General features: G+C 65.0%; 22 protein-coding genes. 11 read left to right on the top strand and 11 right to left on the bottom strand.

The window, feature by feature from the left end:
- Position 1: 1 nt before the first annotated feature.
- Positions 2-1861 carry a glucans biosynthesis glucosyltransferase MdoH gene (gene mdoH / locus BXY53_RS00350; protein WP_119059982.1) on the bottom strand — a complete coding sequence of 620 codons (1860 nt, stop codon included), beginning with the start codon at positions 1859-1861 and terminating at the stop codon, positions 2-4.
- 274 nt (positions 1862-2135) lie between these two features.
- On the opposite strand from mdoH, the gene BXY53_RS00345 reads away from it, so the two are divergent.
- Genes BXY53_RS00345 through BXY53_RS00330 form a run of 4 tightly spaced genes read left to right on the top strand, consistent with a single transcriptional unit; the run spans position 2136 to position 5264 of the window.
- Positions 2136-2963 carry a zinc-dependent alcohol dehydrogenase gene (locus BXY53_RS00345; RefSeq protein ID WP_342634953.1) on the top strand — a complete coding sequence of 276 codons (828 nt, stop codon included), beginning with the start codon at positions 2136-2138 and terminating at the stop codon, positions 2961-2963.
- 8 nt (positions 2964-2971) lie between these two features.
- The gene (locus BXY53_RS00340) at positions 2972-3376 is read left to right on the top strand and encodes a 6-pyruvoyl trahydropterin synthase family protein (RefSeq protein WP_119059981.1); all 405 of its coding nucleotides are present in this window, start codon (positions 2972-2974) and stop codon (positions 3374-3376) included.
- Positions 3373-4422: a glycosyltransferase family 4 protein gene (locus BXY53_RS00335; protein ID WP_119059980.1), complete on the top strand. Its 1050-nt coding sequence runs from the start codon at positions 3373-3375 to the stop codon at positions 4420-4422. Before BXY53_RS00340 ends, BXY53_RS00335 begins: the two co-directional genes overlap by 4 nt.
- Positions 4419-5264: a class I SAM-dependent methyltransferase gene (locus BXY53_RS00330; RefSeq protein ID WP_119059979.1), complete on the top strand. Its 846-nt coding sequence runs from the start codon at positions 4419-4421 to the stop codon at positions 5262-5264. The genes BXY53_RS00335 and BXY53_RS00330 overlap by 4 nt, the downstream gene beginning before the upstream one ends.
- Here the strand turns inward: BXY53_RS00330 and BXY53_RS00325 are convergent.
- Together BXY53_RS00325 and BXY53_RS00320 are read right to left on the bottom strand one after the other, a co-directional pair.
- Complete coding sequence (locus BXY53_RS00325; protein ID WP_119059978.1) at positions 5261-5803, bottom strand: cytochrome b; 543 nt, start codon at positions 5801-5803, stop codon at positions 5261-5263. The two genes, BXY53_RS00330 and BXY53_RS00325, sit on opposite strands and share 4 nt — an antisense overlap.
- On the bottom strand, positions 5781-6437 hold the full coding sequence (locus BXY53_RS00320; protein WP_245410306.1) for a RibD family protein: 657 nt from the start codon (positions 6435-6437) through the stop codon (positions 5781-5783). The genes BXY53_RS00325 and BXY53_RS00320 overlap by 23 nt, the downstream gene beginning before the upstream one ends.
- Positions 6438-6684: 247 nt before the next feature.
- Here BXY53_RS00320 and ribA point away from each other — a divergent pair, with 247 nt between their 5' ends.
- Positions 6685-7785, top strand: a complete 1101-nt coding sequence (ribA, locus tag BXY53_RS00315) for a GTP cyclohydrolase II RibA (protein ID WP_245410305.1) — start codon at positions 6685-6687, stop codon at positions 7783-7785.
- Here the strand turns inward: ribA and BXY53_RS00310 are convergent.
- The 3 genes from BXY53_RS00310 to BXY53_RS00300 form a co-directional block, all read right to left on the bottom strand.
- Complete coding sequence (locus BXY53_RS00310) at positions 7782-10946, bottom strand: efflux RND transporter permease subunit (RefSeq protein ID WP_119059976.1); 3165 nt, start codon at positions 10944-10946, stop codon at positions 7782-7784. The two genes, ribA and BXY53_RS00310, sit on opposite strands and share 4 nt — an antisense overlap.
- 4 nt (positions 10947-10950) lie before the next feature.
- Positions 10951-12039 carry an efflux RND transporter periplasmic adaptor subunit gene (locus BXY53_RS00305; RefSeq protein WP_245410304.1) on the bottom strand — a complete coding sequence of 363 codons (1089 nt, stop codon included), beginning with the start codon at positions 12037-12039 and terminating at the stop codon, positions 10951-10953.
- A gap of 272 nt (positions 12040-12311) precedes the next feature.
- Positions 12312-12677 carry a potassium channel family protein gene (locus BXY53_RS00300; protein WP_119059974.1) on the bottom strand — a complete coding sequence of 122 codons (366 nt, stop codon included), beginning with the start codon at positions 12675-12677 and terminating at the stop codon, positions 12312-12314.
- A gap of 498 nt (positions 12678-13175) precedes the next feature.
- Here BXY53_RS00300 and BXY53_RS00295 point away from each other — a divergent pair, with 498 nt between their 5' ends.
- Entirely contained in the window at positions 13176-13952 is a 777-nt protein-coding gene (locus BXY53_RS00295) for an SEL1-like repeat protein (protein ID WP_119059973.1), read from the top strand.
- Between the two features lie 28 nt (positions 13953-13980).
- On the opposite strand, the gene BXY53_RS00290 is transcribed toward BXY53_RS00295, so the two are convergent.
- A complete protein-coding gene (locus BXY53_RS00290) occupies positions 13981-15126 on the bottom strand; it encodes a TAXI family TRAP transporter solute-binding subunit (protein WP_119059972.1) in 1146 nt (381 codons plus the stop codon).
- A gap of 343 nt (positions 15127-15469) precedes the next feature.
- On the opposite strand from BXY53_RS00290, the gene BXY53_RS00285 reads away from it, so the two are divergent.
- The gene (locus BXY53_RS00285; protein WP_119059971.1) at positions 15470-16108 is read left to right on the top strand and encodes a hypothetical protein; all 639 of its coding nucleotides are present in this window, start codon (positions 15470-15472) and stop codon (positions 16106-16108) included.
- 42 nt (positions 16109-16150) lie between these two features.
- Positions 16151-16894, top strand: coding sequence for a flavodoxin family protein (locus BXY53_RS00280; protein WP_119059970.1), 744 nt, complete (start codon positions 16151-16153; stop codon positions 16892-16894).
- A 9-nt stretch (positions 16895-16903) separates the two neighbouring features.
- On the opposite strand, the gene ppc is transcribed toward BXY53_RS00280, so the two are convergent.
- The 4 genes from ppc to BXY53_RS00260 all read right to left on the bottom strand — a co-directional run bounded on the left by ppc (position 16904) and on the right by BXY53_RS00260 (position 22566).
- Positions 16904-19753, bottom strand: a complete 2850-nt coding sequence (gene ppc, locus BXY53_RS00275; RefSeq protein ID WP_119059969.1) for a phosphoenolpyruvate carboxylase — start codon at positions 19751-19753, stop codon at positions 16904-16906.
- Positions 19754-19833: 80 nt separating this feature from the next.
- Entirely contained in the window at positions 19834-20469 is a 636-nt protein-coding gene (locus BXY53_RS00270) for an NAD(P)-dependent oxidoreductase (protein ID WP_170144269.1), read from the bottom strand.
- Positions 20470-20479: 10 nt separating this feature from the next.
- Positions 20480-21370 carry a succinate--CoA ligase subunit alpha gene (gene sucD, locus BXY53_RS00265; protein WP_119059967.1) on the bottom strand — a complete coding sequence of 297 codons (891 nt, stop codon included), beginning with the start codon at positions 21368-21370 and terminating at the stop codon, positions 20480-20482.
- On the bottom strand, positions 21367-22566 hold the full coding sequence (locus BXY53_RS00260; RefSeq protein WP_119059966.1) for a malate--CoA ligase subunit beta: 1200 nt from the start codon (positions 22564-22566) through the stop codon (positions 21367-21369). The genes sucD and BXY53_RS00260 overlap by 4 nt, the downstream gene beginning before the upstream one ends.
- A 286-nt stretch (positions 22567-22852) precedes the next feature.
- On the opposite strand from BXY53_RS00260, the gene BXY53_RS00255 reads away from it, so the two are divergent.
- From BXY53_RS00255 to aptA, 3 genes are all read left to right on the top strand, one after another.
- Entirely contained in the window at positions 22853-23515 is a 663-nt protein-coding gene (locus BXY53_RS00255; protein ID WP_119061675.1) for a LuxR C-terminal-related transcriptional regulator, read from the top strand.
- Positions 23516-23613: 98 nt separating this feature from the next.
- Positions 23614-24594 (top strand): HpcH/HpaI aldolase/citrate lyase family protein, encoded by a 981-nt coding sequence (locus BXY53_RS00250; protein ID WP_119061674.1) that lies wholly within the window; start codon positions 23614-23616, stop codon positions 24592-24594.
- Between the two features lie 206 nt (positions 24595-24800).
- A complete protein-coding gene (aptA, locus tag BXY53_RS00245; RefSeq protein ID WP_119059965.1) occupies positions 24801-26138 on the top strand; it encodes an omega-aminotransferase AptA in 1338 nt (445 codons plus the stop codon).
- Positions 26139-26330: the final 192 nt, after the last annotated feature.

The following is a 26330-nucleotide window of genomic DNA, read 5'->3' as shown; positions in this document are numbered from 1 at the left end:
TTCATCCCGCGGAGACGGGCGAGAGCTCTTTTGCGGTACTGGCCTCGATCTCCCCGAGCAGTTCGACAGGCGCAGGAGCGGTGTCATCGCGCAGTTCTGCAGGCATCTCGAATTCTTCCGGAATGGCGCAGCCGCCCCAGCGGGCGAACCACGCACCAAGTTGGGGCGAGGCGGACAGCACCGCGAGCGGCACGGCCAGCAGGAGGCCAACGACCATGGGCGCGATCCAGGGCAGGATTTGCGGTACGAACACGGCGAACACGGCGATGAGCGCCGCGCCGAACAGCGTTTGTGGCCATAACCCCTTGATCGCCGTGCGCCAGGTCAGGCGGTAGGCGTCACGCGCCTGACCGTTCCAGCGCACCGAGCGACGAAACACCAGGCCGGCCATGAAGACAGTCAGCGCGAATGCGATGACCGGCGCCAGTAGCATCATGAACAGGATTTCGACCAGCGCCCCCAGGGAAAAGCGGAGTGCACCGCCATACCGCGCCACACCGCCAGGCGCGAGCGCCGCATCGGCCAACCCCGTCATCTTGGGTGTCAAGCTCATGGTGATGACCGTGACGAACAGGCCTATGCCGATCACCGGATCAAGGCCTTCCAGTTTGCCGCTCGCGGCCTTCACGGCGCCGAGCGTGACCATGGCCATCCAGGCGGCCGCGCTTAGATACATCATGATCGCGATGAAAAGCTGCACCCGGCTCGTGAGGGTGAGGCGCGGCAGACCGAGCAGCCGCCAATACTGCATGTTTCCTTGGCACCAGCGCATGTCGCGCTTGGAGAAGTCGAGGAGCGTCGGCGGGTTGTCTTCCCAACTTTCACCCTCCACAGGCATTACGCGCACCTCATAGCCTGCCCCCCGCATCATCGCCGCCTCGACCTGGTCATGGCTCAGCACGTAGCCGCCCAGCGGCGGGTCGCCCGGCAGGACAGGCAGGTGGCAGTGCACGGCGAACGGTTTGACGCGAACGAGCGCATTGTGCCCCCAGAACGGGCCGCAGTCGCCCTGCCACCAAGCGCTGCCCATGGTGAAGGAGCGCATCCCGTGGCGCATGCCGAACTGGAAGATGCGCGCGAAGGCGCTGTTGCTGGGCGTGCCGACGACGAGGCTCTGCAGGATGCCAAGGCGCGGATGTCGCTGCATGATCCGTACCATCTGCAGGATCGCCGGTCCGGACATCAGGCTGTCGGCATCCAGTGGCAGCATCAGGTCATAGTCCGCGCCGAAGCGCTCAACGAAGTCGCGGATGTTGCCGGCCTTGAAACCGGTATTCTCCTTGCGGCGGCGGTAGACGATGTGATGTTTCCCAACGAGGCCCGCGCGCCAGTCGGCGACCAGCTTCTCCTCTTCTGCGGCGATTTCGGGATCGGAGGTGTCGCTGAGCACGTAAAAGTGGAACTGCCGGCCGAACCCCGTCGCATCAAGGCTGCGCCGCACCCGCTCCAGCTTGGCGAGCGCACGCTTCGGATCCTCGTTGCGCAGCGTCATGAGAACGGCGGTCTTTGCGTTGATCGGCGCATCGCTGTTGCCCGCCGCCAGATAAGGCGCCACTCTGGCGCGCCAACGCTTGTCGACATGCAGCAGCCAGAACCCGATAATTGCATTCCAGAAGCCGAGCACCGTCCAGGGGGCGGAGATGAGGAAGCAGGCAATCAATCCGACATCCAGCACATCGAAGCCGTTCGCGCCGAGCAGATGCGCCCACAGCGCGGTGAGGACAGCAACGGTTCCGCCGACGAGAGCGGTGATGGTGACGCGGCGGCGGTTGAGCGTGGACGCGCTTTGCAAGCCGGCGGGCGTGAGATGCGCGGACTCGTCCTTGGCTGTTGTGCAGTGCGGTGTTGTAAGTTCGGACATGGATTAGCTAAGCCCCCGGCTAGAATCACGGTGGATGGCGCGCTTCGCAGGGCGAGCACGGGAAAAACGACAGTGTAGGTGGCTTATGGACGCCGAAACGCGACGATCTGATCGCCAGCCCGCACGCGCATTATACTACGTTGCACCGCAGCAGGCCGTGCTTCGACAAACAGCGTTACTAACGGATCATGACCCGGATGTGACGCAAATTCGGTTGCTGACGCTTTTTACGGGTCTGAGCCGTGGGACGGAGCGCCTTGTTTTCGAGGGCAAATTGCCGCAGAGCGAATGGCACAGGATGCGCGCGCCCCATCAGGAGGGGGATTTTCCGTTCCCGGTGAAATACGGCTACGCGGCGGTTGGCGTCGTCGAGAGCGGACCAGAGGCGCTGGTTGGGAAAACCGTATTCGGGCTTTTTCCTCATCAGGATCAGATCCTTGCGCGCGCCGAGGATGTGGTCCCTGTGCCAGCGCGTGTGCCACCCCGGCGGGCGGTTCTGGCAGCAAACATGGAGACCGCCCTGAACGGTGTCTGGGATGCCGGCGTCACGGCGGGTCACAATGTTTTGATCGTGGGCGCCGGGGTGGTCGGGGCGCTGCTGGCGGCGATCCTCTCGCGGATGCCGGGCGTGAGTCTGGGGCTGGTCGATGTGCGGCCGGAGCGCGCCGGATTGGCCCAGACTCTTGGCGCTGATTTCTTCGCGCCCGACGACGTGCCGGGCGGCGCCGATGTTGTATTCCACACCAGCGCGAGCGAGGCGGGGCTTCGCCTTGCGCTGAACTGCGCCGGGTTCGAAGGGCGCATCGTCGAGATGAGCTGGTTCGGCGACCGAAGCGTGAGCCTGCCGCTTGGCGAGGCGTTCCATAGCCAGCGGCTGCAACTGATCTCGTCGCAGGTCGGCCATGTCGCGCCGTCGCACCGTGCGCGCTGGAGCCACCGCCGTCGACTGGAAAAGGCGCTGGCGCTGCTGGACGATCCGCGTCTCGACGCGCTGATCACCGAAGAGGTGGCGTTCGACGACCTGCCACACGAACTCCCGCGGCTGCTTGCGCCGGACGCCCCCGGCCTTGCTACCGTGATCCGTTATCCGCAAGCCTCTTAGGAGATGCCATGTATTCCGTCGAAGTCAGCGATCACATCATGATCGCGCACAGCCTGAAGAAGGAGTTTTTTGGCCCCGCCCAGAACCTGCACGGCGCAACCTTCGTCATCACCGTGGCGTTCTTCCGCCAAACACTGACGGAAAACAACGTCGTCGTGGACATCGGACGCGCGCTGGATGTGCTGAATGAGGTGCTGTCGCCGCTCCGTTACGCCAATCTGGATGAGAAGCCGGAATTCGCGGGGCAGCTCACGACGACCGAGTTTCTCTGCCGGCACATCTTCGATCAGTTCGCGCTGGCCGTTCGCGACGGTCGGCTGGGCGACGGCGCGGAGGGGCTGGAACGGATCCGCGTGACGTTGCAGGAGACGCCGAACGCCGCGGCGACCTATGAAGGGCGGGTCGGTACGTGATAGCCGCCGCCTTCGCGATTCCCGGCGACCTGAATGCGCCGACCGGCGGTTACGCCTATGCGCGGCGTATCCTGCCGCTGCTGTGCGACCATGGCGTCACGGCGCGCCACCTGGCGCTGCCGGGCGGCTTTCCCTTCCCTGACGATGCCGCGCTGCAAGCAGCGGGCGATGCGCTTGCAGCCATTCCGGCTAGCGAGGTCGCGCTGGTCGACGGGCTGGCTTTCGGCGCGCTGCCGGAAAGCGTGATCGCGCGGATCGCTGCGCCCCTCGTCGCGCTGGTGCATCATCCGCTGGGGCTGGAGACGGGCCTGTCGCCCGAGGAAAGCGCGCGGTTGATCGAGACGGAGCGGCGGGCACTTGCCCGTGCGCGCCGCGTCGTGGCAACGAGCGAGACGACAGCCGAGACATTGCGCGCGGACTTCGACGTGCCTGCTGAAAGACTCAGCGTGGCGATTCCGGGCACCGAACGGGCGGAGCGTGCAGCGGGCGGTGGCGAGGTTCCGCATCTGCTTGGCGTCGGCGCTGTCGTGCCTCGCAAGGGCTTTGACGTGCTCGTCGCGGCGCTTGCCGAGCTGGCGGATCGGCCGTGGCGCTGCACGATTGCGGGCAGTCTCGACCGCGATCCAGCGACGGCGGCTGCTCTGAGGGCGCAAATTGAGCGTTTCGGCCTGTCGGAGCGCATCACGCTGAGCGGTGCGCTGGAACCGGCGGCTCTGGACGATGTTTATCGCAGCGCGGACATCTTCGTGCTTCCCTCGCGGTACGAGGGCTATGGCATGGCATTCACGGAGGCGATGGCCCGCGGACTGCCGGTCGTTGCGGCAGCGGCAGGAGCGGTACCGGCGACGGTGCCGCCGGAAGCGGGTGTCCTGGTACCGCCGGACGACCCGGCGGCGCTGGCGGAGGCGCTGCGCAAGCTGCTGGACGATCCGGCGGAGCGCTTGGCGCTCAGCGATGCGGCGTTCGCCCATGCCCGGGGCCTGCCCTCCTGGGACGACACGGCGCGGCGGGTGGCCGAGGCGATCCGGGAGACGCACGAACAATGACCGGCTTTTCGACCGACTGGCTCGATCTGCGCGAAGAGGCGGACCAGCGTGCGCGCGACGCCGACCTCGAAGCGCGGCTGGCTGATCATTTCGCAGGGCGCGAGGAACTGCGCATTGTCGATCTCGGCTGCGGCACCGGCGCGAACGCCCGCGCGCTTGCCGCGCACCTGCCCGGCGTGCAGCACTGGCGCTTCGTGGATAACGATCCGGACTTGCTGGCGGCGGCGCGCGCGCGCATGGCGCAGTGGGGCGCGGCGGCGGGCGACCCGCAGGGCGATCTACACATGGTCGCCCAGAGCAAGCAGGTTCACATCACCTTCCAGCAGGCGGACCTCAGCAGCGATCTATCCGCCGTGATCGAGCCGAACGACGATCTCATAACGGCGGCAGCCTTCTTCGATCTTGTCTCGCCGGCGTGGATTGCGCGCTTCGTCGAGACGGTCGCCGCCACGGGGGCGGTGTTCTATACGGTCCTGATCTATGACGGCGAGGAGGTCTGGATGCCGTCGCATGAAGCGGACAACGCCGTACACGCGGCGTTTCGGCAGCACCAGCGGGGCGACAAGGGCTTCGGGCCGGCGGCCGGGTCAGACGCCGCGGACCTGCTGATCCGCCGCTTCGCGGAGGCTGGCTATCACGTTCATGCTGCGCCCAGCCCGTGGCGGCTGGAGGCCCCCGACCGTGCACTCATCGCGGCACTTGCGGACGGAACTGCGCAGGCCGCCCGCGAGACCGGCCTGATCGACGCCGCGACCGCCCACGACTGGAGGACCGCCCGCGCTAATGCCGACGCCGCCATCATCGGCCATGTCGACCTGCTGGCGCTGCCCCCTGCGGATTAGATCATCCGGCTCAGCACGCCGTCGCGCCGGATAACGCCGTGATAGAGACCCGCGGCGATATGCAGGATGGCCACCGCAGTCAGGAAGAAGCCCAGATACCCGTGAATCGCGAGCAGCTGTTTCGACAGCTCGCGATCTTCGCCGACCAGGGCGGGCATCTCGAACAGACCGAAAACCGGGACCGGCGCCGGGAACGCGGAGGTGCCCGCCCAACCGAGGATCGGCATGGCAATCAGCAGCACGTAAAGCGTGAAATGCACGATCCGCGAGACGAGGTACTGGGTTGGCGTCAGCGCGCCGGACGCCGCAGGCGCGCCGAAAGTCAGCCGGTAGCCGACGCGCACAGCCATGAGCCCGAGGATCAGCACGCCGAAGGACTTGTGCAGATTATACAGCGTGTTCCTCGTAGCATCCGGGAGTTCAACATTCACCATCACGATTCCGGCCGGGATGATGAAGATCACACAGGCCGCCACCAGCCAGTGCAACACTTTCGCGACCAGCGAATAGTCGCGCTCAACTGCCGTTGCCGTCGCCATGGCGTTCACTCCCTTCGTTTCGCCGCATGTCGCAATCGAAGATAACATCGCCATCGGGCAACGGATAGGCGTGCGTGCGCGGTCGCAGCGCCTGTGATAGACTGTCGATCGGCGGCAACACCAATCCGGGTTTGCCCGAGCCGATGATCATCGGGGCCATGAGGATGTGTAGCCGGTCCAGCGCGCCGGCTTCGATGAAGCGCGAGATGGTCTGCGCGCCGCCCTCGACCAGCAGTTTTCGGAACCCTCGTGCGAACAGCGCTGCCACGATTTCCCGGGGACAAAGACCGTTCGCCTCGCGGTTGACAAGAACCTGCTCCATACGGTCCGGGCAGTCGGCGGCATGGGCCCGGATGACCAGCACGCGCGCGCCGTCGTCAGTGAGGCATTTGGCGTCTTGCGGCAGCCGCGCATTGGGGTCGATGATGATGCGCGCCGGGTTGCGGCCGTCGGCACGACGTACGGTCAGTTCTGGGTCATCGGCGAGCACGGTGCCGATGCCCACAACGACGCCGTCCACGGCAGCGCGCAGGCAGTGAAGGTGATCGAGTGCGCCCGCGCCGTTAATGTATTTCGAGGCACCGGTCTGCGTGGCGATGCGTCCGTCCAGGGTCTGGCCGAGCTGCGCGATCACGAATGGCCGCGCGGGATCGCAGGCGGTCAGGCAGGCCAGGGGGCTGTCGAACGGTTCAACGGTCATGCGTGACGGGACTTTCGGCTGCTAACTGATCCGGAACGATGTTGCAGCATTATAATGGGGCGGGTGCTTCCGACATACAGCCGACTTTTTGCAGCTGTAAGAAAGACCACATGGAAGTGTGTGGTGTTCGCTTAAGGAAGGCTGAAATGCCGGCGCACCGATTTTGACAGAGACGATCACCGTGACTGAGGTTTCATTGCAGGATTTGTTCGGCGATCCCGACACCGTCGCCATCGAACGTGCGCTGGCCGAGATCCGCTCGGGGCGCCCGGTCGTCGTATCAGGCGAAGAGGGGTCGGCACTGACGCTCGCGGCCGAAAGCGTCGACAGCAAGGCGCTAAAGAAGCTGCGCACAGCCGGCATGACCGATCTTCGGCTGGTCCTCTCGCCGGCACGCTTGCGCCTGTTGGGACATGACGTGGAGACAGCCGGCAGCATCGAAATCGAGGATGACGACGCCGAGGCGCTGCTCAATGTCGTCTGCCAGGTCGATGCGCGGCTGGAGCGCGCGGTACCGCGTTCGGCGTGTCGCACTGAGACAGCCGGCCTGGAACTGGTTCGGCTGGCCTACCTGTTGCCCGCTGCGGTCGTCGTGCCGATCGAGGGCAAACCCGACCTGTCCGGCGTCGTCACCATCGAGACCGCGGCAATCGAGCATTATCGCAAGCACGTGCTGACCGCGCCGCACATCGTCTCGCGCGCGCCGGTGCCACTGGAGGATGTTGGCGATACCGAGTTTGTCGTGTTTCGCGGCGGCGAGGGGATGCGCGATCAGGTCGCGGTCATCGTTGGCAGCCCCGATCCGAACGAGGCCGTCTATGTGCGCATCCATTCCGCCTGTCTGACCGGCGATCTGTTCGCCAGCCTGAAATGCGACTGCGGCGACCAGCTTCGCAGCACAGTCAAGCGCATGGCCGAGATGGGTGGCGGCGTGCTGCTGTATCTCGATCAGGAGGGCCGGGGCAACGGTATCGCCAACAAGATTCGCGCCTACAGGCTGCAGCACGCGGGCTACGACACCTACGAGGCCGATGAAATCCTCGGCTTCGACCTGGACCAGCGCCGGTTCGACTTCGCCGCGGCGATGCTGCGCGAGTTGGGCTTCACCAGCGTGCGGTTGATGACCAACAACCCGGAGAAGGTCGCGGCGCTGCGCGAGGCAGGGCTGAACGTCGCGTCGAGCCACCGCGTCATGGGCCGCTCGACCGAGCACAATGTCTCCTATCTGGAGACAAAGCGCGACCGCGCGGGGCATATCATCGCCAAGGATCTGAAGGCTTAAGCAGGGCTGTCGTCGGCCGGGGTTTTGCCCGCTGCGCGCGGGCCGACGCCAAGCGCCTTCTTCGCCCGTTCGCGCGACCACTGGAACACCACGTAGAGCGCCGGGATGGCGAACACGCCGATCAGCGTCGCCACGATCATGCCGCCGGCGACCGACGTGCCGACTGTGCGTCGGGTGATCTGCGCCGCACCCGAGGCGAACACCAGTGGCAGAATGCCGACAACGAAGGAAAGCCCGGTCATCATCACGGCGCGGAAGCGCGTGCGCGCCCCGTCGATCGCCGCGTCCACGATGGGCATCCCTTCCTCCCGCCGCGCCTTGGCGAACTCGACGATCAGGATGGCGTTCTTCGCCACCAGTGCGATCAGGATGACAAGCCCGATCTGCCCGTAAATGTCGAAGGACAGGTTGGCGATCAGCAGCGCGCCGAGCGCGCCCGCCACGCCGAAGGCGACCGTCAGCAGCACCGGCACGGGGATCACCCAGCTCTCGTAAAGCCCGACGAGGAACAAGTAGGCGAACAGGACCGCGAAGGCGAGGATGATGGCTGTCTGGCCAGCCGCCTCGATTTCCTGCAGCGCCGTTCCGGTCCATTCATAGTCGAAGCCGGGCGGCAGGGTTTCCGCGGAAATCTCCTCCATTGCTGCCAGCGCCTCGCCCGAGGCCACGCCGCGCGCCGGTCCGCCAGTGATCGTCACGGAGCGATAGTTGTTGTAGCGCTTGATCGACTGCGGCCCCTGAATGTAGCGGGCTGTCGCCACCGCCGCGACCGGCACCATCTCGCCGTCCCGGTTGCGCACATGGAGCTTGTTGAGATCCTCGATAGCGGCGCGATCGGCTTCCTGCGCCTGCATCCGCACCTGCCAGGATCGGCCGAACAGGTTGAAGTCATTGACGTATAGCGAGCCGAAGGTGCCGCCCAGCGTCGTGAAGAGATCGCTGACGCGCACGCCCAGCGCCTGCAGCCGCTCGCGGTCGATGTCGAGGAAAAGCTGCGGCGTGTCGGCTGAGAAGGTCGTGAAGGTCGGGCCCAGGCGAGGGTCCTGGTTCGCCGCGATGATAACGGCGCGCGCGACGGCGGCGAGGTCTGCCGGGTCGCGGCCCTGAAGGTCATTGAGCTGATACTCGAAGCCCGAGCCGGTGCCCAGCCCGATGATCGGCGGCAGGTTGAAGGCGAAGACTTCCGCCTCGCGCACCGCCGCGCCCTTTCGCGTCGCCTCTGCGATGGCGGCGAACACGCTCTGGCTGGCCTGGGTCCGTTCAGCGAAGGGTTTCATCGTGACGGCGGCAAAGGCCGTGTTGGATACGGCCAGCGTGTCGAGCAGACTGAACCCGGCGGCGCTGACGACCGCCTCGACGCCCTCGATCTGGCGCAGCTCTGAGACGAAAGCGCGGCGCACCTCGTCGGTCCGGTTGACCGAAGCCCCCTCCGGCAGGCGCATCTCGACGAGAAACGCGCCTTGATCCTCAGCAGGCAGGAAGCCGGTCGGCACGACGGTGAAAAGCAGGCCGCTCGCCGCGATTGCGCCCACAAGCAGCAACAGACCAAGTAGCGCCTTGCGCGCGAGCCATCCGGCCACCCGCGTATAGCCGTCACGCGCGTCGTCGATGCGCCGCGAAATCCACGCCATCACGCCGCGCGGCGGGCCACTGCGCGGGCGCAGCAGCAAAGCACAGAGCGCCGGACTGAGCGTCAGCGCGTTGATCGAGGAGATGACCACCGCAACCGCGACCGCAACCGCGAATTGCTGGAAAAGCTGCCCGCTGATGCCGGGAATGAACGCGACCGGCACGAACACGGACAGTAGCACTAGGGTCGTGGCGATGACCGGTCCGGTGATCTCCTGCATGGCCTGGCGCGTGGCGTCGCGTGGCGACATGCCGGGGTTCTCGGCCATCACGCGGTCGACGTTCTCGACAACAACGATGGCGTCGTCCACCACCGTCCCGATCGCCAGCACCAGCGCGAGCAGCGAGATGGTGTTCAGCGTGAACCCGAACGCCAGCAGGACGGCAAAAGTGCCGATAAGCGACACGGGCACGGCGGCCACCGGTACCAGCGTTGAGCGGATACTGCCCAGGAATATGAACACCACCAGGATCACCAGCACGAAGGCTTGAAACAGCGTGATCTGGAGTTCGCTGATGCTGGCCTCGATGAAGGTGGTGAGGTCGTAGGTCGTGTCATAGCGCACGCCCTCGGGGAAGTTTGCCGACAGCCGGTCCAGCGTAGTTTCCACGCCATCCGCGATGCGCAGCGCGTTGGCGCCGGGCGACTGATAGATGCCGATCAGCACCGTCGGCCGGTCATTGAAGGCGGCGATTACGTCATAATTGCGCGCGCCAAGCTCGACCCGCGCCACATCGCGCACCCGCACGAAAGAACCATCGGGGCGCGCGCGCAGCACGACGTTGCCGAACTCTTCCGGGTCGCTCAGCCGGCCCTGCGTCACGAGGTTCAGCTGGAACGCGGGGTCTTCGGTCAGCGGCTGCGCGCCGACCCGGCCGATGGCGGCCTGCACATTCTGCTCGCGCAGCGCCTGCACGACATCGGCGGGCGTCAGGTTGAGGCTGGTGAGTCGGTCAACATCGAGGATGATCCGCATAGCATAGTCGCGCGCGCCGATAACGTTGACATCCCCGATGCCGGACACGCGCTTGAGCGGGTCGACGAGATTGATCGTCGCGTAGTTTGACAGGAAGATCGCGTCGCGCTCGCCGCTCTCGTCATAGATGCTGATAAGCTGCAAGAGCGCGTTGGAGCTTTGGCGCACGGTCACGCCGGTGGCGCGCACCTCCTCGGGGAGCTGCGCCTCGGCCGCTGCGACTCGGTTCTGAACGTTGACGGTGGCGATGTCCGGGTCGGTGCCCACGGCGAAGGTGACTGTCAACCGGTAGCTGCCGTCTGAGCCGCTTGTCGAGGACATGTAGATCATGTCGTCGACGCCGATGACCTGCTGCTCGATCGGCTGGGCGACAGTGGACTCGACCACGTCCGCGCCCGCGCCGGGGAAGTTGGCCGTGACCGTGACCTGCGGCGGCACGATTTCCGGGAACTGCGCGACTGGCAGACGCGTCAGGGCGATCAGGCCGGCGATCGTGAGTACGATGGAGATCACCGCCGCGAGACGCGGACGGTCGATGAAAACCGCTGAGATCATCCAGCTAGCCGCCCGCAGCCGGCGCGGCGTCGACGACGATGCCCGGCCGGACCTTGTTGATGCCCTCGGTGATGACGCGTTCGCCCTGCTCAAGGCCCGAGCCGATCACGGCGCGACCCGCCGTCGTGCGCGCGACCTCAACGCGCCGCCGCTCCACCTTGGACTCGCTGTTCACGACGAGAACGAAAGCGCCTTCCTGGTCTCTCTGCACTGCACGCCGGGGCACGCTGAGCACGAGCTGTTCCTCGCCAGCTTCCAGCATGACGGTGACTAGCGCACCGTCGGGCAGCACGCCATCGGGGTTGTCGAAGCGAGCGCGGACCGTGACCGTGTCAGTACCGCGGTCGACTTTGGTATCGACGAAGTCGATCTCGCCCTTGCGAGCATAGGTGGTGCCGTCCGGCAGGCCAAGTTGCACGCTCGGCGCCCGACCCGCTGCCTCTGCGGCGCGCTGCCGCCGGAACCGCAAAACCTGAGATGTTGCCACGGGGAACTCGACCTGCATCGGGTCGAGCCGCGTAAGCGTTGTCAGCGCGCCGGTTTCCGGGCTGACGAATGCGCCGACATCGACGTTGCTCAGGCCGGTGATTCCGTCGAATGGCGCGGTGATCGTGGTGTAGGAAAGATCGAGCTTGGCCTGCGCGAGCAGCCCTCTCAGACGCTCCAATTCGCCCTGTGCTCTGCCCAGTTCGGCCTGGGCAATATCGAGCTGCGCCGGGGCGCCCGTCCCCCGCTCGACGAGCGTCTGCTGGCGGTCGCGCTGAAGCTTTGCCAACTCAAGCTGCGCTTCGGCGGCGCTGATCGAGCCTTCGGTCTGCTGGACAGCCGCGCGATACACATCGTCCTCGATCCGGTAGAGCGCGGCGCCGGCTTCCACCCGCCTGCCCTCGGTGAACGCCACCTCCTCGACGAACCCCGAGACGCGGGCGCGGATATCCACCCGCTGGATCGCCCTGAGCCGGCCAGTAAAGGTGGCGCGTTCCCGCAGGTCCCGCATCTCTGCCGGCGCTACGACCACGGCGGGAACGGCGACCGTGTCGTCGCCCTGCGCGGCTGCGGTGGATCCGCTCAGCACATACAGGAGAGCAGCCATGAGGGCGCCCAATGCCGTTCTGGCGCGCTCATCGCCTGCGGACAGCATGGCCACCTCTCCTCTAAAACGGTTCCGCGCGGCGCGCGAGCGATGCCGGCGGATCGGGTCATGCTACGAAGAATTGCATAACAATGCGTTGAAGCACGGCAAGCGTGTGCGGGCGGCGCGAGACCGAGCGCGATACGCTGGCCATGGTGCTGAATTCGCGTCGGCGTAACGGCGGTACCGGGTCTGGGGCGCTGCGTCCGGCACACCGCATGGGGCAAAACGGATTAGCGCTCCGGCTTTTTATCGGACTGTCTGGCGCGCTGGTGCTCCGCGCGATCCTTCAGGATACCTTCCGCCACGTAGCGAACTAACGTCACGAACAACCCAAGCCCGATGATCACATAGACGATCGTGAAGGCTTTCCCGAAGACCGTTTGCGGTGCGAAGTCGCCATAGCCCACCGTTGCCAGGGTGATGACGGTGAAATAAAGCGCGTCGAACCAGTGCCAGCCCTCAACGACGGCGTAAAAGACCGTGCCGAGGCCGACGAGTATGAGGATCAGGATTGCAATATTGCGGAATTCCGGGTTGTGCCACAGAAGCGCAACGGCCTTCACGAGCCGAACGAAGGTCAGGAGAAAAGAAAACATCAGTCTATCCGTTAGTGGATGGCGTGCCCTTCTGCATCCCTGACCACCGCGCCCTGCCGGGCGGATGCGTCCTGTTCCCGCGTTTTTTGCGGGCGGGTTGCGGTAGCAGACGAACCGGAACCGAGGTACACCAAGCTTCTGAGCATCGCGAAGCACCGCCGGCCGCGCGCGTTATCAGTTTTTGAGCGCATCAAATATATACGCCATAATTTTCTCTCCTATCGTGTAATATCTGCTGTTACGCTTACATCCCGGGCGCTCCGAAATGCAGAGATAACGTCAAATTTCACGCGGAAACCGGGAGTTTGCTACGCGACCGCCATGTCCGGCGCACAATGCGGCGATACTTTTGTGGCGGTCGTCCAGGCGGTGTCATAAGCCGATGTAGGGGAGGTCGCCGTGACACACGAAGCACGCAGGAATTCCGCCGATGCTAATGCCAGGCCCCAACCGCCGCGCCGTACGCCGGTGCAAGGCTCGTGCCTCGCGATTGCTGGCGTGCTCGGCTTGCTGACGATGGAGGGGGCAGCGTTGGCCGAGACACCCGGCCAGGTCGAACGGGCGGCGCGCCTGGTCGAAGGCGAGGAGGTCGGTGTTCAAGGCCAGCGCATCGCGCAGAATGTCTCCAGCGGTTTCGCTGTTGCCGAGATTTCCGGGCCGCCGAAAACGCCTATTCCGATCCGCGTGCAGCTGCCCGAAATCAACGACGGCGTTTACAACTTCCTCGTCTTCCAGAACCTCCCGGGTGAGTTCGATATGTCCGCCGGCTTTCCGGTCGATGACCGCTGGGTCGTGCCCCTTGACGAAGTGAGCGACCTCACCGTGACAGCGCCGCAGGGCTACAACGGCTCCTTCGATCTCCGGGTCAAGCTCCGCATCGGCGGCACGGAGAAGTCCGAGACGCGGACCGTCACGGTCAACATCTCCGAGCCCGGCGCCGGAGAACGCACCGCCAAGGCGAATGAGGCAACGGGCTCGACCGGGGCGCTGTCGCCGGAAACCGAAGCGGCGATGATCCAGCGCGCTGAGTCCATGTTGCAGACACGCGACGTTTCCGGCGCGCGCAACATTTATCTTTTCCTGGTGAGAAAGGGGAGCGGAAAGGCGGCCTTTGGCCTGGCACGCACTTATGACCCCGCCTATGTCGAGGAGATCGGGGTTGCTGGGATGGACGCCGCTGATCTGGAAAAGGCCAAGAAGTGGTATGAGCGCGCAGCGCTCCTCGGCCACAAAGAAGCGCAGGAGCGACTGAAAGTCTTGGCGGCGGGGGGCTGAGCACCCCGCCAGCCGAAACTGGCAGCGCCTATTGCTGCCGTACCCACTCGGTGAACCTGCGATAAAGCTCGCCGATCTCCTGCTCGCTCATGTTCTCGCCGGCGACGCTCTTGACGAATGCCGCGAAGAGCTGCCGTTCGTTCTGGCCGCCCTGCTGGCGGCGCTCGGCGAGGATCTGGCGCAGCTTCCGCTCGGCCGGTCCGAAACGCTGCCAGCCAGGCACCTCGGCGGCGAGATTGACTTCCTTCCACTTGCGATGGCGCGACGGCGCGAGGAACTGTTCGAACTTGTCGAAGAACGCGTTCACGAACCGCTCCAGCTTGGCATAGCGCTCGGTGTCGGGCTTCCAGTTATAGACGGCCAGCACCTCGCCCACCGCAACGGTCGGGACGACTTCGCCTTCGGGGATGATGTTCGGATAGCTCGTGCTCGTGAATTCGGAAGGAATGTAGTACTGCGCCAGCTCCGGCGTGAACTCCAGCGGTACGAGATGCAGCCCCTGCTGTTTGGTCAGGTCGGCCACGGCGTCAGCCGGCTTGCCGGTGACGATAAACATTGCGTCGATCTGGCCGTCTTCGAGCTGCTCAAGCGCCTTGTCGCGGTCGCGGAAGACCTCCTCGACCTCGATGCCGGCCAGCTTGAGAATGGTGCGCCCGGTGATCAGTTCACCGGATCCGGGCTCCCCGAAGCTGACGACCTTGCCGTCCAGCTCTGCCAGCGAGTTGATATCGCGGCGTGCGATCAGGTGAACCTCGCTGTTGTGCAGCTTCGTGATGTAACGGATGCGCCCGTCGACGTCCTGATGGAGTTTGTTCTGCTTGATATAGGCCAGAGCATCGGCCTGCACGATGCTCATGTCGATGCCTTCCAGATAAAGCACATCGGCCATGCCCTGAAGCGAGCCGACGCCCAGGATCGGCAGCACCCGCGTCTCGCCGAGTTCGTTGAGCACCTTGGCCATGTCGGAGGCGAGTTCGGTACATGTGCAGCCGGCGCCCTTGGTAATGATGCGAACGGTCCCGGCGTTGACCTGCTGGCGCCATTCATTGGGCGTGAGCCGCTGATCTCCGGTGTCCTGCGCCGACGCCCCGGATGCCATCACCCAGGTCGAGATCGCCAGCGTAGCGCTGAAAGCCAGCAACCGGGCGACCTTTCGCAACGCACATGTCATCATTTCTACCTCCCACTCGACTGCTCGCTTACTCGCCCGCTGAACTTGGGGCGCCGCAGATATTCCTGTCAGTGTTTGCACACATAGTGGAATATCCGGCGGGTATTCCAAAAACAAGACATCAGTGGGGCAGACATACTTATTTTCGCCGCTGCCGCACAAGTCATTTTAAATCATTCGCGTGAACGCGACGGGTGACATACCGGCGGCGCGGCCTTTGCATGTGCAGGCGGGGATGGAACGTGGCGCGCCGCCAGACGTTGCATCCGGAGGGACACGGCGCGGGCGGCGCGGTCCATCAAAAGGCCCGCATCCGCGCGCCGTCGCAACGATCCGGGAGGCCGCAATGATCCGCAAAAGTCTCGCGATCGCGGGCGCCGTCGCCATCGGGATGGCCGCCGGCTTCACCCCTGCTGCCGCGCAGGAAAATGCGAATGAACTTACAGAGGAGCGCTTCGTCGGCACGTTTGACGAAGTCAACCCGAAGCTGGGCGCTCCCCCTGTCGGGATGGTTAGCATTCGACGCAAGGGTGATCAGTTGGAGTTCAATTTGCGCGGCACCGGTTTTGACCGGAAGATGCACCTGGTGCACATCCACGGCTTTGCCGAGGCCGATCCGCGCGAGGCGGTGTGCCCCACGATGGAAGCCGACACGAACGAAGACGGTTTCGTCGATCTGATTGAGACGCGCCCGATCGCCGGTGTGACGATGGTGCCGTTCACTGATGATCCGGCCAGCCTGAAGATCCAGGCGGACACCTATCCAAAGCCAAACGAAGACGGCAAGGCAACCTATCACCAGAGCGTCGACCTGAAGACCCTGGAGAGCGCAATGGAGGAGACCTTCGGCACATCCCCTGCGCTGGGTCGTCGCGTGGTATTCATCCACGGCGTGCCGGAGGGCACCCAGCTGCCCGACACTGTCGGATCGCTGGAGGGCGTCCCGGCCGAAGTTACGATACCGGTCGCCTGCGCCGAACTCTGAGGCCGGGGATGCGAGGGCTGACTTAAAACGCGCGAGGTTGCCATGACGCTTCATCCGAAGGCGGAAGCCACCTGCCGCAATCCGCCCGCCGACTATTCGGACCTGAAGGCCCTGTTTCTCAGCACGACCCTGAAGAAGGACCCGGAGCCCTCGCACACGGCTGACCTCATGGGTGTGTCCAAGGCGATCATGGACAGCAACAGCATCAGCACCGAACTGCTGCGCCTGACCGACTACCAGATCGCCTTCGGCGTGTACCCCGACATGACCGAACATGGCTGGGCCCGTGACGACTGGCCGGATATTCAGCGAAAGGTGATGGAGGCGGACATCCTGGTGATTGGCACGCCGATCTGGCTGGGCGAGGAATCCTCGGTCTGCCGCCTCGCCATCGAGCGGCTTTATGGCTATTCCGGCAATCTGAACGATCACGGCCAGTCTGATTATTACGGCCGTGTGGGCGGCTGCATCGTCACCGGCAACGAGGACGGCGTGAAGCACTGCGCGATGACCGTGCTCTATGCCCTGCAGCATCTTGGCTACGTGATTCCGCCGCAGGCCGACGCGGGCTGGATCGGCGAGGCCGGACCGGGACCGTCCTACGGCGACGACGGCGCCGGTTACGACAACGACTTTACCCAGCGCAACACCACCTTCATGACGTGGAATCTGATCCACATGGCCCGCGTGCTGAAGGACGCCGGCGGCATTCCTGTCCACGGCAACCAGCGGTCGGAATGGGCGGCTGGCTGTCGGTTTGACCATCCGAACCCGGACTATCGCTGAGGTGTCGCGTCAACCGCTGTTGCGCAGGCCCGCCGCGATGCCGTTGATGGTAAGCTGAATGCCCCGCAGGATCTTCGGGTCGTTGTCGCCGGCGCGGTGCTTGCGCAGCAGATCGATCTGCAAGTGGTTGAGCGGATCGATATAGGGGAAGCGGTTGCGGATCGAACGCTCAAGCATCGGGTTCTCCGCCAGCAGCCGGTCGTGGCCGGTGATGGAGAGGATCGCATCGACCGCGCGTTCATGCTCAGCCTCGATTTGCCGGAAGATGTGATCGCGCAGCCCGGGATCCTCGACCAGTTCGGCATAGCACCGGGCAATGGCCATATCCGTCTTGGCCAGCACCATGTCGATGTTGGAGATCTGCGTGCGGAAAAAGGGCGTCGTCCTGTAAATCTCCCGCAGAATCTCCATGCCCTCCCTCGGGTGCTCTTCACACCAGCGCGCCACGGCCGTGCCGAAGCCGTACCATCCGGGTAGCATCACTCGGCTCTGCGACCAGCTGAACACCCAGGGGATCGCGCGCAGGTCCTCGATGCGTCCGAGTTTCTTCCGCGAGGCCGGGCGCGAGCCGATGTTCAGCGTCGCGATCTCATTGATAACCGTCGAGTGCCAGAAATAATCGGCGAAGCCGGGCGTCTCGTAGATGAGCGCGCAATACGCCTGGAACGCGGCCTGTGAGAGCGACTCCATCACGTCTCGTGCTTGCGCCAGCGACGGGGCTGTGCGCGAGATGCTGTTCGCTGCGGGCCCGCTCGGCAGCGACGCCTCCAGCGTCGCCGCCACGAGGGTTTCCAGGTTGCGTCGTCCGAGATGCGGGTTGGTGTACTTGCTGGAGATGATCTCGCCCTGCTCGGTCATGCGGAACTGGCCGTTCACCGCGCCCTCGGGCTGCGCCAGGATCGCCTCGTAGCTTGGCCCGCCGCCACGGCCCACGGCACCGCCGCGCCCGTGGAACAAACGCAGCCGCACGCCGCGCTTGTCGAACAGGTCGATGAGTTTCTCCTCGGCCTTGTGCAGCTCCCAGCCGGAGGTGAAATAGCCGCCGTCCTTGTTGCTGTCCGAGTAGCCGAGCATGACCTCCTGTACGTTCCCGCGCGCCTCCAGCAGACGGCGATAGGCGGGCAACGCCAGCAGCCGGTCCATGATGCCGGTGCAGTTGCGCAGGTCGGCTATGGTCTCGAACAGCGGGACGATCTGGAGGCCGGGCGCGCCCGCAGGGGTGAGCAGCCCGGTCTCTTTCAGAAGCACCGCGAGTTCCAGCAGATCGGAGACCGACTCGGTGTTCGAGATGATCGACGTCGTTATCGCTGAGGCGCCAAGCCGTGCCCGGCCGCCCGCCGCGCATTCCAGAATGGCAAGTTCGCGCTTTGTGACATCGGAATAGTCCCAGTCGCGGCGGACCAGCGGGCGCGGCTCCTGCAACTCGCTGCAGAGCAGCTCGATCCGGGCGTCCTCGTCCAGCGCGGCGTAGTCCAGGGCGGGCCGAACAGCGGCGAACAGCTCCGTCACAACTTGCTCATGGACCGCGGAATTCTGCCGCAGGTCGAGGCTTGCCAGATGGAAGCCGAAGCAGCGCACCGCGCGGCGGAGATAGCGCAGGCGCCCGCGTGTCAGCCGGCCGGAGCCGTTCTCCAGCAGGGAGGCGTTGATCGTGTCGAGATCGGCGGCGAAGTCGGCCGCCCGTTCATAGGCGGGCTGATCGTTTGTCGGCTCGCTCGCCTGGCCAAGCAGCCGGGCCTCCGTGGCGGCGAGCCGCTTGCGGATGACGATGATCGCGCGGCGATAGGGCTCGACGTCCAGATGCACGTTGTCCTCGCCATACTGTTCGGCGAGGGCGGTCAGTTCCGCCGAGACGTTCACCAGCCGGCTGGAGAGCGACAGTTCCCCCTCCAGCTTCGACAGTTCCGACTGGTAATAGCCGATGATCTTGCGGGCGTGCCGGTCGAGCGTTTCCCGGAGGATGTCTTCTGTCACGTAGGGGTTGCCGTCGCGGTCCCCGCCAATCCAGCTTCCGATGCGCAGAAAACAGGCGAGATCGCGGTTGTCCGATTCTGGTGCCAGTCCGGCGTAAAGATGCGTCTCTTGCCTCTGATTGCCGCGCCGGATTGTGTTGAGTTGGTCGCTCAGCGACTCGTGCAGGCGCGGAACCTCCTTGAAGAAGGTGTAATCGTAATAGCTGAGGCCGTTCTCGACTTCGTCCAGCACGTTGAGCTTGGTCTGGCGCAGAAGGTTGGTTTGCCACAGGCCCAGAATCGCGCGGCGCAGCTTGTCGAGGAGTTCCTGGCGCTCTTCCTCGGTCCAGCCGCCGCGGTCGAGTTTGTCGAGCAGCTCGGCCATCTGAAGCTCGCGACGCATGGTCGACTGCCGGCGCACCTCGGTCGGATGCGCGGTCAGCACCGGACTGATGAGCGCGTCGTCGAGGAATCGGGCGATGTTGTCGGCCGTCCAGCCGGCCTCCAGCATCCGGTCGAGCGCGTGCGCCACCGAGCCGGGCCGCGGCGGCGAGCCGGCGATGGCATGGGCGCGGGTGCGGCGGATGTGGTGCTCGTCCTCCGCCATGTTGGCGAAGTGCGAGAAGTAGCTGAAGGCGCGCGTGACGACGATGGCCTGATGCGGATTGAGCGTGCTGACGAGGTCGGTCATCTCCGCGCGGCCGCTTGGGTCGTCCCGCCGGTAGAAGCGCACCGCCGCCCGGCGGATGTTTTCGATCAGGCCGAAAAGCTCGTCGCCCTCCTGCTCGCGGACGGTGTCGCCGAGCAATTTGCCGAGCAGACGGATATCATCCTCAAGCGGCTGATCCTTTTCCGGGTCGGTGATCAGGCGACTGACCGGATCGTGCACTGCGGCAGCGGTGGTCATGCGCACCTCCGTCAACGTAAGAACGCGACGGCGGCCAGGCCATCGCGCGAACTGTCCAGAGCCGCAATGCTGCGCTGCGGCTAAACCAGCATCACGTTGTGAGCGTTTTCGACTTCTGGCAAGAGACGTGGCACCACCGACCGGAGGACGCCGGCGGCGGCGATGGTCTCGAACCACAGCGCGTAGGCAAGAGCCATCTGGTCGACCGCCACAGCCGCCGGATTGACGATAATCGTGCCGTGGGGCCGCATGGCGTTCAAAGCCTTGCTGTCGAGCCAAAAATCGGCTCCCGTCGCCTCGACTGCCACGACGACATCGGCGATGGACAACAGCGTCTCGGTATCCTCGACGAGGTGATAGCCGTGCCCGGCGGTGCCGTCCGCGGTGCAGCTGATCGCCATGCCGAACGCCGTGCGGAGCCGCTCGGCAAGCGCGCAGTGGGTCGTCGAAGCGCCCACGATGCCAAGGCGAAGGCCGCGCAGGCTGCGCTCCGAGGCGGGCAGGTCAGCCGCGCCCGACTCCGCGCGGGCGGCATGAAGGCGCGGCGCAAGCTGTAGAATCGCCCCGACAATACGGTCCGCATCCGTGTCGGGCGTCGCCGTCTCCTCCTCATAGGCCGTCAGTGCCGCGGCATCGGCAAATATGGTCGCAGGCTGGCGCGGCGTTAGACCGGTACTGGCTGCGTCCGGCCCGATCTGGTGTCTGATTAAAGCCATTGCGTCTCTCCTAGGCGACTTCGGCAAGGACATCGGCGACCGTTGCACCAATGTCGGACGGGTGTTCGACGATGGTCACGCCCACTTCGCGCAGGATCTCGACCTTCTCGCTGGCGCTCTCGCCGAACGCGGAAATGATCGCGCCGGCATGGCCCATGCGCTTGCCCTTGGGCGCGCTGAGGCCCGCCACGTAGGCGACGACCGGCTTGGTCATGTGATCGCGGATGAAGCGCGCCGCGTCGGCCTCCTGCGGCCCGCCGATCTCGCCGATCATCATCACGGCGTGGGTATCCGGGTCTTCCTCGAAGAGCTGCAGGATGTCGCGGAACGAGCTGCCGTTGATCGGGTCGCCGCCGATGCCGACGCTGGTCGACACGCCGATGCCCAACTCCTTCATCTGCGAAGCGGCCTCGTAGCCGAGCGTGCCCGAGCGTCCGACGATGCCGACATTCCCCGGCTGATAGATATGACCCGGCATGATGCCCAAGAGCGCCTTGCCGGGGCTGATGACGCCGGCGCAGTTCGGCCCGATCAGGCGCATCTTCCGGTCCTGGCGATAGCGGCGCATGAACCGCTTGACCTGCATCATGTCCTGCGCGGCGATGCCGTCGGTGATCGCCACGCATAGCGAGATGCTGGCATCGGCGGCTTCCTGGATGCTGTCCGCGGCGAAGGGCGGCGGGACGATGACGATGCTTGCGGTGGCGCCGGTCGCCGCGACGGCTTCCTTCGCGGTGTCGAAGACGGGCACACCGTGGGCCACCGTGCCGCCTTTGCCCGGCACGACGCCGCCGACGACATTCGTGCCGTAGGCGATCATCTCCTCGGTGTGGAAGCCGGCGATGCGCCCCGTGATGCCCTGCACCAGCACGCGGGTGTCGCGGTCGATCAGGATGCTCATACTGCCGCCTCCGCGTTGCCGGACTGCGTCTTGTGGTTCTTCCAGGCGGTGACCACCCGGTCGGCGGCCTCGGACAGCGTCGCGGCGCGGATGATCGGCAGCCCGCTGCGCGCGAGGATTTGGCGGCCTTCCTTGACGTTGGTACCGGCGAGGCGAACCACCACCGGGATGTTGATTGGCGCCGCCTCAAGCGCCTGAACGACGCCCTCGGCCACCCAGTCGCAGCGGTTGATGCCCGCGAAGATATTGACCAGTACGGCCTCGACATTCTGGTCAGAGCGCACGAGGCGGAACGCCTTGGCGACCCGGTCGGGCGACGCGCCACCGCCGATATCGAGGAAGTTGGCGGGTTGGCCGCCGGCGAGCTGGATCATGTCCATGGTGGCCATCGCCAGGCCCGCGCCGTTGACGATGCAGCCGATATTGCCGTCCAGCCCGACATAGCTCAGGCCCCGGTCGGCGGCCTGCATCTCGCGGGTGTCTTCCTGCGTCTTGTCGCGCAGCTCGGAAATCTCCGGGCGGCGATAGAGCGCGTTGTCGTCAAACGCCAGCTTGGCGTCCAGCGCGACGATGCTGCCATCGGCAAGCTCGCCCAGCGGATTGATCTCCACCATGGTCGCGTCCATATCGCGGAACGCCTGATAGCAGCCGCGCAGGATGCGCACCGCATCCTGGATTTGCGACGGCGCGAATTTCAGCGCGAAGGCTATCTCGCGGGCCTGAAAGTCGAGCAAGCCGATTGCCGGGTCGATGGTGGTTCGGATGATGGATTCAGGCTGGTTAGCGGCGATCTCCTCGATCTCCATGCCGCCTTCGCGGGAGGCGACGACCATGATCCGCTCGGAGGCCCGATCGAGCACGAGCGCCAGATACGTCTCGCGCTGAATGTCTACTGCCTCCTCGACATAGACGCGATAGACGACCTTGCCGGCCGGCCCGGTCTGCTCGGTCACCAACCGCTGACCGAACATCTCGTTCGCCGCGTCGAAGACCGCGCTTTCGCTGTCGCAGATCTTTACGCCGCCGGCCTTGCCGCGTCCGCCCGAGTGGATTTGCGCCTTCACCACCCACTTGTTCCCGCCGATCTCGTGGGCGTGGTAGGCCGCCTGCTCCGGGCTGTAGGCCAGCCCGCCCTTCGGGGATGGCACGCCAAAGCGGGCGAGGATTTCCTTCGTCTGATATTCGTGAATGTCCACGGCGATGCGCCCTTTTGCCGTTTGTTGTGGCACACCGTTCGAGTCCGGGCAGGTGTCGGAGCCGCATTCAGCTGCCGTGCCCGAGGCTCGATCCTTGTGCTGGTTTCCTCCCGGTGGGTAACCCCAACTGTGTCACCCCATTCACATGCTAGAGGACAAAAGACATTCGCCCCACACCCAAATCACCCTCTTTGGAAGAGCCGAAAGGGTGGGTTTTGACACACTCTTCAAGACGGCTTACGCTGTTTGTTGATCGTCAGGACCGCTCTTTCGGGTGGGTATGCCCATGATCCCAGCGGATCAGAACGCAGCCAGCCAAGCTGCTGACGTGATCCTCGCCGACCCCAACTCGCTGATGCTGGGCGCGCTCTCGGAGTATTTCGAGAATGATCCGCGCTTCAGCCTCGTTGCCACCGCGCGCTCGGCGGAAGCCTTCGTAGAGCTGGTGCTGCAAACGCATGTGAGCGTTGGCGTCATCGACTGGACGCTGCCGCAGATGGGCGGGGCGAAGCTGCTGGAGATCCTGCGCTCGCACGAAACCGCGCCGCGCATTGTCGTCTATGGGGTGCAGCACGGCACCAGCGTTGCCCGCCAGGCGATGGCCGCCGGCGCGGCCGGCTTCTGCTCACGTGACGAGCCGCCGGAGCGGCTGCTGGACGTGGTCCACGAGGTCACGCAGGGGCGGATGGTCTTCCCGTTCCTCGATGTGCGCGAACTGGGCCGCAACCCGCTGGACACGCTGACAAGCCGGGAGCGCCGGCTGGTCGAACTGCTCGCCCAGGGCCTGAGCAACAAGGAGCTGGCCCGCGAACTCGATATCTCGCTCAACACCGTCAAATTCCACCTGCGCAATGTCTTCGAGAAGCTGTCCGTGCGCAGCCGCACCCAGGCCGTCGCGCTCTATTATGCCTCCGGCGAGGCCCCGCCGCCGGCGAAGGACAGCGCCTGAGCGCCTTCCGAATACTTCCGAACAACTTTCGCTTGACAGAATCTCGCACGGCCCGTCCCCTTTCCCAGGAGGAAACGCCGTCCGCGAGGGAGATGCGCATGAGCTTCACGTCGATTGAGCAGGCGCCCGCGCGCCTGAACCGGAGCGAACTGGCGGTGCCGGGCAGTCAGCCGCAATTGTTCGAGAAGGCTGCCATTTCGGCCGCCGATGTCATCTTTCTGGATCTGGAAGACGCGGTCGCGCCGCAGGACAAGGAGCAGGCGCGCAAGAACATCATCGAGGCGCTGAACGATATCGACTGGCGCGGCAAGACCATGTCCGTGCGCATCAACGGCCTGGACACGCATTACATGTACCGCGATGTCGTCGACGTGGTGGAGCAGGCGGGCGACAAGCTCGACCTCATAATGATCCCGAAGGTGGGCACGGCCGCGGATGTCTACGCGGTCGACATGATGGTCACGCAGATCGAGCAGGCGAAGGGCTTTTCCAAGCGCATCGGCTTCGAGCACATTATCGAGACCGCGCTCGGGATGCAGAACGTTTCGGAGATCGCCGCCGCCAGTAAACGCAACGAGTCGCTGCATTTCGGCGTGGCGGACTACGCGGCGTCCACGCGGGCGCGGACGACGAATATTGGCGGGGCGAATCCGGATTACGCTGTGCTTACCGATGCGGACGGCGGCGAGCGTGAGCGTCACTGGGGCGACATGTGGCATTACGCGATTGCGCGGATGGTTGTGGCGGCGCGGGCCAACGGCTTGCGGCCGATTGACGGGCCATTCGGCGATTTCTCCGACCCCGACGGCTATCTCGCGGCGGCCAAGCGCGCGGCGGTGCTGGGCTGCGAGGGCAAGTGGGCGATCCACCCGTCGCAGATCGAGCTCGCAAACCAGGTGATGAGCCCGGGCGAGGAAGAGGTGGAGCGCGCCCAGCGCATCCTCGCAGCGATGCGCGAGGCCGAGGCGCAGGGCAAGGGCGCGGTGTCGCTGGACGGGCGTCTGATCGACTACGCTTCGATCCGGCAGGCCGAGGTGCTGGTCGAGAAAGCGCGCGCGATCGAGAGCCGCGGCGGGTAATAGCACTGCGGCTTTTTCTCCGGGCTGATCATTTATGGGATGCGCGCCCCTCAATGAATATGCTTTCATTGCGCATGACGGGAGAGCGGGCCCTGCTGCGTACCGCCACCTCCGCGCATAGCTGCTGACCGGCTCCCGAAGCGCGGTTGGATCGCGGCGTGACCTGCGGTAACATCCGTTAACAAAAAGCCCGGAGTCATAGAATCATGGAAATCCTCGCTGCGAGCGCGCCAGAGCGCGTGAACTCTCTCGAAGAGCACTGGATGCCCTTCACCGGCAACCGGGACTTCAAGGAGAAGCCCCGGCTGGTCGTGTCCGCGGAGGGTGTTTATTACATCGATCACCGTGGAGGGCGCGTGATCGACGGCTCATCCGGCCTGTTCTGCTCGCCTGCTGGGCACGCGCGCCGGGAGATCGCGGATGCGGTTTACAAGCAACTCACGACCAATTCCTATTCGCCATCGTTCCAGGTCGGCCACCCCGCGTCGTTCGAACTGGCCCGGCGCGTCGCGAGTCTCCTGCCGGATCCGCTGAACCATGTGTTTTTCGTCAACTCCGGGTCCGAGGCCGTCGACACCGCGCTCAAGATGGTCATGGCCTATCACCGCGCGCGCGGTCAGTCACAGCGGCTGCGCTTCGTTAGCCGCGAACGGGCCTATCATGGCGTGAACATGGGCGGCGTGAGCCTTTCCGGAATGGTGAAGAACCGGGAGAGCTTTCCCGTGACCATGCCGAATGTCGTCATGCTGCGCCATACCTTCACGGGCAACGAACTGTTCTGCGACGGCCAGCCCCAGAAGGACGGGGTCGAACTCGCCAACGACCTTCAGCGCCACTGCGAAACCTATGGCGGCTCGACCATCGCGGCGGTGTTCGTCGAGCCGGTGGCGGGGTCAACGGGCACGTTGGTACCGCCGGTCGGCTATCTGGAGCGGCTGCGCGAGATTTGCGACGAGCACGGCATCCTGCTGGTGTTCGACGAGGTCATTACCGGCTTCGGCCGTCTGGGCACGCCTTTTGCCAGTCAGCGTTTCGGTGTCACGCCGGACATCACCACGATGGCCAAGGCGCTGACCAACGGCTCGATCCCGATGGGCGCCGTCGCCGTCCGCGACGAGATCTACGAGACGGTGACCGAGGCCAGCCCGGATAATGCGATCGAGTTCTTCCACGGTTACACCTACTCCGCCCACCCGGCCGCTTGCGCGGCGGGGCTGGCTGCGCTCGACATCTATCAGAACGATGGGCTGTTCGACCGCGCAGCGGAGATGGCGCCGTATTTCGCCGAGGCTATGATGAGCCTGCGCGACCATCCCCTGGTTATGGATATCCGTACGATCGGGATGATGTCAGGCATCGAGGTGCATCACGACGGCGTGCCGGGACGGCGCGGGCAGGCGATGCAGAAGGCGCTGTTCTGGAATGGCTGCCATGTGAAGTTCACCGGCGATGTCGGGATCGTCGCGCCGCAGTTCATCGCCGAACGCGCGCATATCGACGAGGTCGTGGACAAGCTGCGCCGGACGCTCGACGAGTTCGCGTAGTGAAAGATGCTGGGTCGTGGCCCACGCGCCGCGACCCTATCCGTTGTTCAGTGGACGTGATTGCAGGGCGTGAGACCGGGCGATCCAGGCAACTGACCTGGCGATGAGATGAAGGCCCGCATCAGGCGCGGGCATGACGTGGCAGTCCGGAAATCAACGTCGTCAAGGTGAGGCCGCCGCATCCGGCGGCCT

The organism is Dichotomicrobium thermohalophilum, from assembly GCF_003550175.1.
GTDB lineage: Bacteria > Pseudomonadota > Alphaproteobacteria > Rhizobiales > Rhodomicrobiaceae > Dichotomicrobium > Dichotomicrobium thermohalophilum.
Note: the sequence above shows the minus strand (reverse complement) of the source record. Positions and strands in the feature narration are given on the sequence as shown.

Coding starts and splice junctions, on each gene's coding strand:
- mdoH (WP_119059982.1), bottom strand. CDS start 1,861: ATGTCCGAACTTACAACACCGCACTGCACAACAGCCAAGGACGAGTCC.
- BXY53_RS00340 (WP_119059981.1), top strand. CDS start 2,972: ATGTATTCCGTCGAAGTCAGCGATCACATCATGATCGCGCACAGCCTG.
- BXY53_RS00330 (WP_119059979.1), top strand. CDS start 4,419: ATGACCGGCTTTTCGACCGACTGGCTCGATCTGCGCGAAGAGGCGGAC.
- BXY53_RS00325 (WP_119059978.1), bottom strand. CDS start 5,803: ATGGCGACGGCAACGGCAGTTGAGCGCGACTATTCGCTGGTCGCGAAA.
- BXY53_RS00310 (WP_119059976.1), bottom strand. CDS start 10,946: ATGATCTCAGCGGTTTTCATCGACCGTCCGCGTCTCGCGGCGGTGATC.
- BXY53_RS00305 (WP_245410304.1), bottom strand. CDS start 12,039: ATGGCTGCTCTCCTGTATGTGCTGAGCGGATCCACCGCAGCCGCGCAG.
- BXY53_RS00300 (WP_119059974.1), bottom strand. CDS start 12,677: ATGTTTTCTTTTCTCCTGACCTTCGTTCGGCTCGTGAAGGCCGTTGCG.
- BXY53_RS00290 (WP_119059972.1), bottom strand. CDS start 15,126: ATGATGACATGTGCGTTGCGAAAGGTCGCCCGGTTGCTGGCTTTCAGC.
- BXY53_RS00285 (WP_119059971.1), top strand. CDS start 15,470: ATGATCCGCAAAAGTCTCGCGATCGCGGGCGCCGTCGCCATCGGGATG.
- BXY53_RS00280 (WP_119059970.1), top strand. CDS start 16,151: ATGACGCTTCATCCGAAGGCGGAAGCCACCTGCCGCAATCCGCCCGCC.
- ppc (WP_119059969.1), bottom strand. CDS start 19,753: ATGACCACCGCTGCCGCAGTGCACGATCCGGTCAGTCGCCTGATCACC.
- BXY53_RS00270 (WP_170144269.1), bottom strand. CDS start 20,469: ATGGCTTTAATCAGACACCAGATCGGGCCGGACGCAGCCAGTACCGGT.
- sucD (WP_119059967.1), bottom strand. CDS start 21,370: ATGAGCATCCTGATCGACCGCGACACCCGCGTGCTGGTGCAGGGCATC.
- BXY53_RS00255 (WP_119061675.1), top strand. CDS start 22,853: ATGATCCCAGCGGATCAGAACGCAGCCAGCCAAGCTGCTGACGTGATC.
- BXY53_RS00250 (WP_119061674.1), top strand. CDS start 23,614: ATGAGCTTCACGTCGATTGAGCAGGCGCCCGCGCGCCTGAACCGGAGC.
- aptA (WP_119059965.1), top strand. CDS start 24,801: ATGGAAATCCTCGCTGCGAGCGCGCCAGAGCGCGTGAACTCTCTCGAA.